The 12612-nt window shown below is 55.5% G+C and carries 15 protein-coding genes; all 15 read left to right on the forward strand.

What is annotated here, in order from left to right:
- Nucleotides 1-53: 53 nt before the first annotated feature.
- The 15 genes from SV7mr_RS14545 (at nt 54) to SV7mr_RS14615 (ending at nt 12519) form a co-directional block, all read left to right on the forward strand.
- A complete protein-coding gene (locus tag SV7mr_RS14545; RefSeq protein ID WP_145273493.1) occupies nt 54-893 on the forward strand; it encodes a hypothetical protein in 840 nt (279 codons plus the stop codon).
- 164 nt (nt 894-1057) lie between these two features.
- Complete coding sequence (locus SV7mr_RS14550) at nt 1058-1549, forward strand: hypothetical protein (protein WP_419187404.1); 492 nt, start codon at nt 1058-1060, stop codon at nt 1547-1549.
- Nucleotides 1542-1922: a hypothetical protein gene (locus SV7mr_RS14555; protein ID WP_145273499.1), complete on the forward strand. Its 381-nt coding sequence runs from the start codon at nt 1542-1544 to the stop codon at nt 1920-1922. Before SV7mr_RS14550 ends, SV7mr_RS14555 begins: the two co-directional genes overlap by 8 nt.
- Complete coding sequence (locus SV7mr_RS14560) at nt 1915-3015, forward strand: DUF4417 domain-containing protein (RefSeq protein ID WP_145273502.1); 1101 nt, start codon at nt 1915-1917, stop codon at nt 3013-3015. The genes SV7mr_RS14555 and SV7mr_RS14560 overlap by 8 nt, the downstream gene beginning before the upstream one ends.
- A gap of 75 nt (nt 3016-3090) precedes the next feature.
- On the forward strand, nt 3091-4089 hold the full coding sequence (locus SV7mr_RS14565) for a hypothetical protein (RefSeq protein WP_145273506.1): 999 nt from the start codon (nt 3091-3093) through the stop codon (nt 4087-4089).
- 148 nt (nt 4090-4237) lie between these two features.
- Nucleotides 4238-5335, forward strand: coding sequence for a hypothetical protein (locus tag SV7mr_RS14570; protein ID WP_145273510.1), 1098 nt, complete (start codon nt 4238-4240; stop codon nt 5333-5335).
- Between the two features lie 334 nt (nt 5336-5669).
- Nucleotides 5670-6083 carry a helix-turn-helix domain-containing protein gene (locus tag SV7mr_RS14575; protein WP_145273513.1) on the forward strand — a complete coding sequence of 138 codons (414 nt, stop codon included), beginning with the start codon at nt 5670-5672 and terminating at the stop codon, nt 6081-6083.
- A 2-nt stretch (nt 6084-6085) separates the two neighbouring features.
- Nucleotides 6086-6817: an ImmA/IrrE family metallo-endopeptidase gene (locus SV7mr_RS14580; protein ID WP_145273516.1), complete on the forward strand. Its 732-nt coding sequence runs from the start codon at nt 6086-6088 to the stop codon at nt 6815-6817.
- Between the two features lie 120 nt (nt 6818-6937).
- Complete coding sequence (locus SV7mr_RS14585; RefSeq protein WP_145273519.1) at nt 6938-8137, forward strand: hypothetical protein; 1200 nt, start codon at nt 6938-6940, stop codon at nt 8135-8137.
- Nucleotides 8138-8165: 28 nt separating this feature from the next.
- Complete coding sequence (locus SV7mr_RS14590) at nt 8166-9263, forward strand: hypothetical protein (protein WP_145273522.1); 1098 nt, start codon at nt 8166-8168, stop codon at nt 9261-9263.
- A gap of 58 nt (nt 9264-9321) precedes the next feature.
- The gene (locus tag SV7mr_RS14595; protein WP_419187405.1) at nt 9322-10029 is read left to right on the forward strand and encodes a GNAT family N-acetyltransferase; all 708 of its coding nucleotides are present in this window, start codon (nt 9322-9324) and stop codon (nt 10027-10029) included.
- 193 nt (nt 10030-10222) lie between these two features.
- The gene (locus tag SV7mr_RS14600; protein WP_145273528.1) at nt 10223-10855 is read left to right on the forward strand and encodes an RNA polymerase sigma factor; all 633 of its coding nucleotides are present in this window, start codon (nt 10223-10225) and stop codon (nt 10853-10855) included.
- Between the two features lie 86 nt (nt 10856-10941).
- Nucleotides 10942-11175, forward strand: a complete 234-nt coding sequence (locus SV7mr_RS14605) for a hypothetical protein (protein WP_145273532.1) — start codon at nt 10942-10944, stop codon at nt 11173-11175.
- Between the two features lie 64 nt (nt 11176-11239).
- The gene (locus SV7mr_RS14610) at nt 11240-11995 is read left to right on the forward strand and encodes an ATP-binding protein (RefSeq protein WP_145273535.1); all 756 of its coding nucleotides are present in this window, start codon (nt 11240-11242) and stop codon (nt 11993-11995) included.
- Between the two features lie 65 nt (nt 11996-12060).
- Nucleotides 12061-12519 (forward strand): DUF669 domain-containing protein, encoded by a 459-nt coding sequence (locus SV7mr_RS14615; protein ID WP_419187406.1) that lies wholly within the window; start codon nt 12061-12063, stop codon nt 12517-12519.
- The last annotated feature ends 93 nt before the right edge of the window (nt 12520-12612 follow it).

The raw sequence follows: 12612 nt of genomic DNA on the forward strand, positions 1-12612 counted from the left end.
TGTTTTGGTACTGGCACCCTGAAGAAATCGGGAATGACGGAGAAATCAAGGCAATGATCTTGGACGTCGACCTAGTGGAACGGCTTCAACGTGCTGTCGCGAAAGGAAAGTCGATTGAGACCTTCATTTCAGCGTTGACCTCTGCGACGCTTCCGGGGCTTGTCGAATATGGTTGCCTCCGCAGCGGCTACCCATCGCTGCCACGTTTACCGCAGGCAATTGTGGAATCGGAATTGGGATGTGCTTTGGAACGTGTATCGTCGCCGATGGGATTGCGTTGGAGCGGTACTCGGCGACCACCGCCGGCTCTGATGACACCTCAACGTTTTGAGTTCATTGTCGTGCTGGGCGAACCGGAGGTCACGAGCGATCGGTGGTTTGAATTTGCGTCGCGACTGCGACTGTCCGCGAAGGCGATTGGATTTTCGATGACTGAGGCGACCGACTTCGGTGCCGCCGTCCAAGAAATGGCCGACAACGCGGCGCTTCACAGTTCGACCAGTGTCGGTGCATTGATCGGGTATCGGGCTATCGAAGAATCAATCGTTTGCACCATCGCAGACGTTGGGGTCGGGGTCTTGGCCTCGCTTCGCACAAGTCCGCGTTACAAGCATCTGAAGTTGCACAGCGAGGCGATTCGGACGGCGCTGAAGGAAGGTGAGTCACGACTCGATGATCGACCGGGCGGCTTCGGTTTCAACGACGTGTTCAAAACCATGGCCAAGCACCGGGGCACCGTTCGCTTTCGCAGCGGTGAAGCTGCAGTATCCCTGGACGGCCAAGATGACTTCACCGACATCAGCTTGGTGCACTCAGTCGATTTCCGACCAGGATTCCAAGTCACGATTTGCTGCCGGTCCTCCGATCGCTCATCGAAAGAAAACCTGATTTAAATAGGCTGTGGGTATTGCCAGCATAATCGAACGGTCCTATTCTTAGGTAATGCACCTGAGAGAGTGAGGTTCTCGAAAACGCCGTGGCACGAATTATTCTCCTTACCGAAACGCTCCAAACCGGCTTCCTTCAGGGAAGGCCGCTCGGACGCAAGCATTTCCCAATGCTCTGCGCTGCGATCAGTGAATCGCCCGAGGGAGGATTGGTGCTGTTGGATTTTCGAGGAATCGACATCGTGACGGGGTCATGGATCAATGAAGCATTGGTTCCGCTGATCGGATGGATGGCCGACGGCCGCAACGATCTTTATCCGATCTTGATGAACCTGAAATCAGATTGGATCGACGATTTACAACTGGTGTCGGAGTGGAACCATTGCTGTTTCCTCGCCGGTGAAGGTTCGACGCCCCCACGATCGGCGGTCTTGGCCGGCGCGTTGGATCCTGGGCAACGACAAACATTCGATGCGGTGATCGCTTCGTCGGGCATCACGGGCGCGGAGCTCGAACGGCAGCACGCTGAAACCAAGGTGAAGGCAACAGCGTGGAACAACCGGCTCAAAGATTTGTTTCAGAAACGCTTGCTGCAACGTGAAAAGCGTGGCCGTGAACAGGTCTACCGATCGGTCGTTGCGGAGGTTGTTTTCCATGGGTGAGAATCTCAAAAAGGGTCACTGCGAAGCCTTCAAAAAGGGCACCGACCGCCAGATGCTCGTCATGTCATCGCCGCAATTGTTCCGGCGTCCCGACATGGAACTAACGCGGGTCGATGCCAACCTCCTTGACGGAAAGCTGGTTTCGATTGGCGAAACGTTGCTGGCTCAACAATCCGGCGATCTTCCGATGGTGTTCTTGAGTAAAGGAAGTGAACCAATCGCTACGATTGAGGGTGAAGGCGCAGCCAAGCTTGTCGAAGCGATTGAGGGATCGGATTGTCCGGATTTCGCCGAGGTGAATGTCGTCGATGTTTGTGACATCTCGGACAGCATCACCGTGCAATTGATCGACGAGGAGCGAAACGATGGTTAGCACACCCAAGCAAATGAAGACCCTGCGACCGTCCGTGAAAGTTCCGGAGGATTTCGTCGCTGCTGGGTGCGAAACATGCGGACTGCTTCAGCATTGTGGTGGCATGCGGAACGAACGTGCTTTGCTCACCTGCGTCGACCAGTTCTGTTGCGGTTCGGGCGACTGTGACAACGTCTGCCCCGACCATCCCGACTATGCGAAGCGAGTGAGGGAAATTGGTGGCTTCGGACGGCACCGCATCGGGCCGATGCAACAAAACGATGCTCGCCTTCCTACCTACGTTCCGCTGGTTCATCACGGCTACCGTCGTCAATCGAATTTGCACGCGGAAGCGGTCGCGATGTGCCCGTACAACTTTTTGAAACAGAAGGGGAAACGCTACGTTTCCAACGTTCAGGATCAAGACTCACTTCGCGACAAGTTCAAGATCGCCGCGGACGCGAAGCTGATTCTTTGCGGGACCGCCAAAGATAAGCCGCTGGAGGCATATTGGACGCATCGCCGCGTCGAGCAGACGATGGACTTGATCGCCGCGATCAATCCCGACCTGTACATCGCTCCGAACTTTTCGATGTTCTTGGACGTGCCGCGTCACGACAACCTATTTAACATCAAGCGTCAGTTGCTTTGTCTATCGGAGTTGTCCGCTGCCGGCGTGTCGGTGGTTCCACACATCAGCGCAACGATGCCACATGATTGGGATAATTGGCGCGCATTCTTGCACGAACACATCGACATCCAGCACATCGCATTCAATTTCCAAACAGGCTACAGCGATCGCGGTGAGGCGAAACTCGCATTGAATCGGTTGGTGCGGTTGCAGCAGGCTCTCGGCCGCAGTCTTTCACTGATCATGATCGGCGGTTCGCAGTTTTTGGAAATCGCGATGCTAAATTTTGGACGCTTGACTGTCGTCGATTCCACTCCGTTCATGAAGACTCAACATCGCCAGCGACTGGTAATGAACGGCTCAAAGCGACATTGGGTAAAGTCGCCAACCCAGCGGGGAACGCCTATCGACGATTTGCTTCAACATAACGTCGGCAGTTATTCGACACAGATCGCTCATCGAGTGGGTGAGCTGTTCAATTAGACAATTGACCGAGGATTCTCGTGCAGCGGTCTTTTGCGTGGCAACGAAGTTCTATCACAGCAAGAGAACGATTGAATGAATCTAACGCGACTATTCGCTTACGAAGTTTATCCACAGAAGAACGACGAGAACCCCGTCGCGCCTTCTGGCGGAAAAATCGTCCAAAGCACCCCACTGAAGAAAACGCTCTCGCAACTGATTCGAGACAACCGATTGGAAACGCAGACGCCAATTGCGTTTACGGTCGAAGATCCCAAGGCAAAGCAACGCGTGAACGTCGTCCGGGAGTCCGTGCTCAACTTCGCCTTTGGTCGTGGAGACACAGTGAAAAATAACGCTGGCTATCTTGCATTGCGACTGTCGGAAGTAATGGACGGACGTTCCAATCCGTTCTTGCTTTTGATCTCGTGCTTCAAGGAAGGCGATGCGTCAAGCATCGTGTTGTGGGCGTTCCCAAAAGACGAAGGGCTGCAGTTTTCGGCAACCGCGAATGGAGCGAAGGTGACGGTGATCGAGGATGTATTCAATATTTCTTCCACACTCCGAAAGGCTGCGATCTTCACCGGCAAGAACGAGGAAAACTCACTCTGGGAAGGTCGAATGGTTGACCTTCAAAGTGGACGAACGGATTTATGGGTCGAACGATTTCTTGCCTGCCGACTTTCTGTCAGTGGAGTTCACGGCACCACGATCCTATCCGAACACCTGTCGCAAGCATACCGACAAACCAAGTCGGATTCCGTACGGGAAGAACTCTTCAACGCCATCATCGGTGTGCGAACGGCACCTGTTCGCCGAACTTCGTTTCTGAAGTTCGCAAATGATTATCTCGGCGACGGTGCGAAGGCGGAGTTCTTATCGATCGTTCCAAGCGAGCAACAGTCGATGAGTTTTGACTTCGATCGCGAGACGTTTGAGGCCAAGATTGGCATTCGGGTTGTTAAAACTCCTGACCAAGTCATGGTGGCCGCTCCCCTGCAAACGATTGGCAATACGGTCAAAATTGCAGGGGACCGTATCGACCTATCTTCCCAGATTGAGTCGCAGTATTTGAAGGCGGGTAAGCGTGGTTGAGAACGACTGGGAGAACGACCGAACTCAGGGTCTCGCAATTTGTGGACGGCTTGAGACGTACCTAAGGAATTGTTTGCAGCCACTCGATCTTGATTTAGATATTCGCTGCACCTTGAAAAGCAGTGATGACGAGAGCCCGAGTTGCGAAATGTCGGTTCCGCGTGGTTCGCTCGGCGATGTCCAAACAATGCTTGCCAAAGAGCTGAGCTTGCTTTCCGAATCAACTGTTGGGGAAGAATCGGAGCTCACCTTTGAAGCCGTGATTCCGGCAATTCTGAAGAGCGAAAATTGGAACGGAGACCAGGTCTTTTTGCTCACCATTCATCAGTCTGAATCTCTACCTGAACGTAATGAGGGAGAATTACCAGCGATAGTGAAGTTCTCCGTGGACCCAAATTACGGACGGTCGGCAACGGAAATCACCCACGTAATCGTGATGATCCACGGTATTCGCGACATCGGAAATTGGCAGCACAATGTGACTCACAATTTGGTCGCGAAGGGAACCGCAGTCGAGATGCTTCAGTATCAGCTGTATCCGGCCATGCGTTTTTTGTGGCCATGGGACGGCTCGAAAACTCCGGTGCAACGCGTCCTAAAGCGGATGCGAGCGCTGAAGAATCAATATCCAAATGCTCGAATGTCCGTCATCGCTCACAGCTTCGGCACCTATGTGACGCTGAAGGCGATTGAAGCTGACGCCGATCTCCAATTTTGGAAAATCGTATTTTGTGGTTCGGTAGCCAACGAGCAATTTGAGTGGTCCGACATCAAGCGACGGATCGGGGACGGCGACCGCGCAACGAAGGACTTCGTCATCAACGACTGCGGAACTGGTGACGTTTTCCCGATCCTTGGTGCGACTTTCGGATGGCACTACGGCATGGCTGGTGCCACAGGGTTTTCAGAGGGTTTCATTGTCAATCGCTTCCACAAATCGGTTGACGGTCTCAAAGGAGGGCACGGACTGTACTTCAGCCCTGAATTCGTTCGCCAGCATTGGCGACCATTCTTGATCGAGGATCAAGCACCGAGTTGTGGAGACGGAGTTCAAGGAGAGGATCTCCCGCGCATCGTCAAATGGCTGTACCACGGTTGGTTCCGGTGGCTCTGTCGATTTTTGGCTTGGATCGCTCTCTTCATTGCGTTCCTGGCGGGTGTGGTCTTATCGGCCCGGCTTGTAATCGCAGCCTGGCCTGCGATTTGCGATTTTACGCGACAATTGTTCGGTCTCGATTCGGCCTGAATCAGGTTTGCGATGATCGAAATGGCATGTCGACAACGAGTTGCTTGACTCGTTTCGTGATGATCGACTCGTGAACAAATGAAATCTTTCCGACCCGGTGGACCAAACGTGTCACGGGGGTGGGCTTCAATGCTCGGACTGGCATTTGATAGCAAAGTTTTGCGTTGGGGGATTGTCTGGGTCAGGTGGACATGTCTAGGATGACTTTCGGTGCAAAGTACGCACTTCACTTTTGCGGTTTGCCGGGCCGGTTGGTTCGGCGTGGCGGCGGGGGTGTGGTTGGGTCGGTCGTGGGTGGCCGGCGTTTTCGTTTGGAGATTGGGAATATGAGTGAATGGATTGGGTTGCCTCGTTTTTCGGGGGCGGTGCGGTGAAAAAGGCGGTTCAAAAGAAACGGACGACGACGGATTTCGGCGGTCGGCTGCGTGAAAAACGGCTGGCGAAGCAGATCACGTTGCGGAAGTTCGCGACCATGATCGGGGTGTCGTCGACGTACCTGTCGCAGGTCGAACAGGGACGGTACGACCCGCCGACGGCGGATCGGGTGCGGCAGATCGCGGAGATCCTGGGCGAGGACGTGGACCTGTGGATCGGGCTCGCTGACCGTGTGCCGGAGGACATGGAGGAGATTGTCAAAGAGCATCCCAAGGAGATGCCGGAACTGATGCGGGCGGCTCGGGGTTTGACGCCCGAACAATTCGCCAAACTTCAACAAACCATCGGACGCATGAGAGCAAAGGTGAAGTAACCATGGTCGTGGATTTACTGGCACAGGGAATTGACGTGCCCGAACTTTCGCCGGAAACAATCGCTGCGATGGCCAGCGACGTGCTGGCGGATTACGAGCGGATGGTCGGTGCGAACAACGAGGCTCCGATCGAAGTCGTCGATATTGCGACCAGTCTGCTCGGGTTGGAGTTTGCGTTTGCGGATTTGCAAACGGAGTTCGAGGATCGCATCCATGGGGTGCTGTACACACGCCGGAAGTTGATTCACATCGACACGGAACTGGATCCGGATCGGTGTCCGGCGATGACGCCTCGGTTTAACTTCACGCTTGGGCATGAAATCGGGCATTGGGTTTTGCACCGGCACTTGTTCATTGACGACGACGGCCATCCGTTGGTGTTCGATGACGACAACGCGCCCGACATCATCTGCCGTTCAACGGGTCGGCGGCCGTTGGTCGAACGACAAGCCGACGCATTCGCGGGTTGTCTGTTGATGCCGGAACCGTTGCTGCGGCAAGCGTGGAAATCGTTCGTCGGTGACGACGGTCCGATCAACGATTCGGAAATCAAGAAATCTTCGCCGAAGGTCGATCCGAATCGGATCTCGTTCATTGATGGCGATGGCGAGCGAGCGACGGATCCGCAGCGACTGTTGCGGGAAGCGTTCTGCGAACCTTTGGCGGCGAAGTTCATCGTTTCTCAGGAGGCGATGCGGATTCAATTGGAAACACTGGGACTGTTCTCAGAGTAGAGGGGGACTTGCGGAGCGGTCGGCTTCGCGGGGTTGTGAACGCTTCCGCGTTGGGGGCGTTATTTTTTCAAAGCACATAAAGTGCTTACCTTGCACAGACTTTTCAGGGGAGCGGAAGCTATGAGTTTAGGGGGATTCAATCCGAGGACGGTGTTGCGGCAGACGACCAACGGGTTACTGGATGAGTTGTTCGGGCGAATGGAAGTGCCCATGCGGTTGAATTGGTCGGACCTCGCAGAGATGGACGTTGACCCGATGTTTGAAGCGTATCAGTCGCTCGATGACAACGATCACGACCGTGCCGAGGTGATGTTGCGTGACCTTCATCTGATGACCGGCGAAGAAGCTCAACGGGTTGTGTTTCAACAGATCAAGCAAGCCAAGATGGATGACTTGCTGGCGGAACTGGAACAACTGGAGAGTCGTTACGATTGTGCCGCGATCGCGTATTTGGAAGCACCGCAAGCGTACCAAGCGGCGATGCGTTTTTCCAAAGCCGACCGCGTGATCGGTGGTCGGTCATCGCAGCGGCGAGTCGATGTGCCGAAGGCGAAACCGCGGACTTCGCCGGAGGCACTCAGTGCGTTTGCCAATGCGATCTCCGCGTACTACTCGGCCAGGCAGGGACGAGGTCGGCATTGCCACGTCGAGTACTCGATGCGGCGTCCGGGGCTGCATTATCTGTTCGTCAGTTTGGACGATTACCGGCAGACGTTCTTGAAACTGGTCGACGGCAAACATCGGTTTGAACGTCAGTGTGAGACGCATGCGTTCGAGAACGTGTTTGTGCATGACGAAACGAACCACTACTTCGACATCTACGCGAAAGGCGGCAAGGAAGTGCACGCGGCATTGCAGCCGATCTTGGCTCGCGAGTTCCTCGGTGTGCATTTGCCACCTGAAGACCCAGCGGCCGAACCATTCATGTTGGGCCGAATCCTGGATCCGTCGTTTCTGTTTCCGACCATGCCACAGGACGCGATCAAAGAGGTGATCGTGACTTCGGCTCGCATTAAGATTCGTGGTGCCAAGGCGGGAGCGACGTTCGAGCCGAACAATGAATACGGCGCGAGGTCGCTGCAACGATTCATTGATTGCTTCATCCGCGAAGACAATCTGCCGCGTGCATTGATGGAGTTGCGACGTGTCGAGTTGCGATTTCAAATGGCTGCTGGCGATGACTTTTCGCTTGCGATCACGAAGCCGAATCGCAGCACGCTGAAACAGTTGACCAACGTGCAACGGGTGTTGGCGGAAAAGTACCTCGCTTATTGGGGAGTCACGCATGCAGTCGATACCGACGCTGCTTCAGCTGCTTGAATGCGATTGGTCCGATACGGCAAGGTTGATGCGAAGTGAGCTGCGGTCCATCGCAGGTGAAGACGCGGCAACGATGCTGGAATCGTTGGGCATGATCTCGCCGGCAACGCCGAGCAACCAAGTGGATGGGTCGTGCGATTTTTGCGCGTCGCATGACGTCGTTCAAAACGGCGACGGCGACGATGCGGAGTTCTACGAGGTGTGTCCGTACGGAGAGGGCGGTCCGATCGACGCGGCGGAGTTGCAGACGTGGGCGGTCGATCCGGTGGGGATCGCCAATGTCCTTGCCAGCGCGGTCGAAGCTGGACAAATCGCCGAACCGCTGTTGCCCAATGCGGCTTGGCGGATCGGTGACGTGTCGATTGGCGGCGAGCCGTTTTCGGTGGTGTTCGCGACGCGGCGGGGTGCGTCCCAGTTGGCCGATCGCCGGGAAGCGTCACGGATGATCGCGATCGGCCATCGTTTGTCGGCCGATGCGTTCGCCGGCACGCTGACTTTGGCGGAGGCGTTTGCGTTCACGTCGGATAGCGTCGAGTTGCGACCGAATCGACTGCGGCAAGCGATTCCTTTGTCCACCGAGCGTCCCGGCAATGCGTTTTATCGCAAGGGTCAGGTATGGGTGGTTCGTTTCAACGGCGAAGAGACGTTTTTGGAAAACAATGTCGGGCCGTTGTACATCGCTCGGTTGTTGGCGACGCCTCATCAACCTGTGCCCGCCATCACTTTGTTGGCCAGTCGCATCGGGATCGACGAACAGAAGTTGATCGGGTCGTCGGGTGAATTGGCGGACCAGCAATCCGTCGATGAGTGCCGGCAGCGTTACCGAGAACTGATGTTGGAAATCGAGGAAGCTCGATCGAACAACGACCTCGGCAACTTGGAACGGTTGCAGGTCGAAGAAGATGCGTTGACGACCCACTTCGCATCCGTGTTGGGCAAGGGTGGCAAGCGTCGCGAGGTCGGCGATGTGATCAAGATCAGCAAGTCCGTTTCCATGGCCATTCGGCGAACCATCGACGCCTTGGAAACCGAGCTGAAACCGCTGGCCGACCATCTGAACGATGCGGTAACCCGCGGCGTCGCTCCCATTTACTCGCCGCGTTGTGAGCCCGATTGGTTGGTGTGAGTGATGCACCGATCAAATGATTGTTTTTTACTTGAACTTCAGAATTGGAATTGAATTGATGAAACTTCGAGAACGTATCCAGACGGCATTGAAGCAGGAAAAAGGAATTCGCCTGACAGCGGCCGACGTGCAGGCGCTTGCTTCGCTTCACAACATCGGGTTTCCTGCGAAGCGACAATACCGCCGCAAGCCGTCACCGTCGAAAGAACCGATGAAGGGCAAGGAACGCCACATCTATCAAGGAGACTTGGACAGCGTCGTGGCGATCGACAACGCAGTTGCCGAACATCCTTGGAGCAAGGATGAGTATCTAAAGCGAATCCACGATCCGGACATCCGTGGCCGAGTGATCGAACTTCCCGGACGCGGCCGGCGTCCGCGGGCAGTGGTGGCTGCGGTGATCTACGAACGTCCTCGCAACCGATCATGGATCCAAATTGAACGGATCGTGGTGGAGCCGAAGTACCAGTTGCGGTCCTTCGGCCGGCAACTGATCGCGTTGCTGCAATCGGATTTACGTTTTGGCCGATTGACGCACATTGAGATGCACGTCGACGAGAGCAATCTTTCGCTGTTGCTGTTTCTCCGTGCCGTCGGCTTCACGGCGCTCGATGTTAGTCATGGCGAGGTGTTGATGTCGTACTACTGGGACAGCCATCCACGTCCATTCCACGAACCGGAGCTCGATCCGCCGCGTCAGCGTGAAGAATCCGACTGGAAGTCCTCGATCTACGACGACGGTGAAAGTGGCGACACGAAAGTTTAAAAACTTTCTTCCGGTAACTCCAAATGTGACCGGGTAACTCGAGATGTAGCGGCACGTCTTCGCTGTGAGGATGTGACGCTTCGATCCCCTCGCCGGCCGCCCGTGATTCGTGACTGATGATGTCGCGACGCGGTTTCTGTTGCGGTCTTTGGCGAGCGATGCGTCACTCAGATGCCTCCAGCCGGAGACAACGATGAGTGAAGCGACTCAATCCGGCCAAACGAACGAAACGACGCCCCTCGGCGAAGCGATCCTGACCGAGTTCGCGTTTCGACAGGCCAAATTCAAAGGCGAACAATTGGCCCCGCGGCCGGAGTTCGCGGACTGCGACCCGGAAGACATCGAGCAAGAGTTGCTGATGTATTTGATCCAGAAGGCGGACCAGTTCGATCCGTCGCGGTCAAAGCTGAACACGTTCATCACTCGCGTGCTCGATTCGGGCGTTCGCGAATTGCTGCGTGCGAAGAAGCGACAAAAGCGCCATCCGATCCAGGACGACATTCAGTTGCAGTCGTTCGAGCAACCGATCGACACGGTCGATGAAACGTACGCGGATCTGGGCGGCGAGATTTCCGACAGCGATCTGTGCCGGCGGACGATGGGCATCCCGATGGATTCGATTGAGCAAGTCGATGAACGGGACGCGGTCGAGTTTGCGATGTCGAAGCTGACGCAAGAGCAACGCGATTTTATCGTGTTTTTGTCGGATCACTCGTGCAGCGAAACGATGCGTCAATTTGGTCTTTCGCGCCGCAAGTGCAACAAGATGCGTGACGACATCGCGGCTCATTTCCGTCGCTGCGATGCGACGTTTTTCTGGGATTAGCGGACACGTTTTTCAAAACGCGGCATAGGTAACCAGGGGTGGACAACTTTGTTCGCCAAGAATCTTCCGCGTTTTGAAACCTGCTTGTGAACCCATTGGACATTGAACGCCGCGTCGCGATCTCACTCGCGGTCGGCCGGTACTTGCGATCGGCTGACCGCTTCAACGAAGCGTCTCGCGAATTCACCGGAGCGTGCAAATCGCTCCGCAAGCAACTCGGCAACGAACAGCGTTTCGTCGTCCAAGTCGACTGGAAGCACTACCTCGTGACGTCCGATCGCGACGGCAACTTTGACATCGAACCGATCGCTTCGCTGTGATCGGCCGTGTTTTGATTCATCGACCTATCTACCTAACTATCTAATTTTGGAGTCCTGAAAAAGAATGACCAGTTTGCTTGAAACCATCCAGTCGGGCCGGCAATCGAAGCCGCCTCGTGTGTTGCTTTACGGTGTCGAAGGCATCGGTAAGTCGACGTTCGGCAGCGAAGCCCCCAAACCCGTGTTCATTCAGACCGAAGACGGTTTAGATGAAATCGACTGCGACCGCTTTCCGCTCGCGACCAAGTTCGATGAAGTGCTCGCGGCGCTGAAAACGCTTGTTAACGAGAAGCACGATTTCGAGTCCGTTGTGATCGACTCGCTCGATTGGCTCGAACGTCTCGTCTGGGACAAGTTGTGCCAGCAATACGGCGTCGAGTCGATCGAAAAGGTCGACGGCGGGTACGCCCGTGGCTACATGCACGCATTGTCGTTGTGGCGTGAGGTGTTGGACTTGCTCAACGTGTTGCGATCGCGAGGCATGGTGGTCGTCTTGATCGCTCACTCGAAAGTCGAGCGGTTTGAAGATCCCGAGTCTTCGCCCTACGACCGCTATTCGCCGCGTCTGCACAAGCACGCGGCGGCGCTCATCAAAGAATGGTGCGACGCGGTGTTGTTCGCCACTCGCAAGATGCGAACGCAAACCGAAGACGGTGGTTTCAACCGTAAACGCACGATCGCTCATGCGATTGGCAAGGACGGCGGCGAGCGGGTGATGCGTGCTTACGGATGCCCGTCTTGCGTGGCGAAAAATCGTTACGGCATCACGGACGAGTTGCCTCTGTCGTGGCCGGCGTTCGTCGGTGCGATGGCGAACTGATTCAGCCTGCTGCTGAACTTTCTTTCTCTTTTTCAAGAACTCCAGACTCAGGACTACAGACTCACATGGCAAATCTTCAAGGCTTTGACGCCAATCAAGTCGAACCGTCGCAAGACTTCACTCCGCTTCCCGCCGGCAGCTATGTCGCGGTCATCACGGACAGCGAAATGAAGCCGACGAAAACCGGTAATGGAAACTACCTGCAATTGACGTTTCAGATCGTGGAGGGTGAGCACGCAAACCGTCTTATCTGGGTGCGGCTCAACCTCGACAACCCCAATGCGACCGCGGTGGATATCGCCCGGCGGGAGTTGTCTTCGATCTGTCGGTCGGTCGGCGTCTTGGTGCCCACCGACTCGGCGGACCTGCATGACCTGCCGTTGGTCATTCAGGTCGGACTGAAACGTCGCAAGGACACCGACGAATTGCAAAGCGAGGTGAAAGGATACTCCAAAGTGAACGCGACCGCGGAGCCCAAACCGGCGACGCAGGTCAATGGCACCGACGCCCCTTGGAAGCGTTAGCGGTTGCCCGACGCTAGCGTTTTCAAGCCCGACAGCCGGCCGGCACGGATGCCGGCCGGCTGTTTTCATTGAATCATCCCAAGAGTCCGCATC

The sequence above is a fragment of the Stieleria bergensis genome (assembly GCA_007745635.1).
Classification (GTDB): Bacteria; Planctomycetota; Planctomycetia; order Pirellulales; family Pirellulaceae; genus Stieleria; species Stieleria bergensis.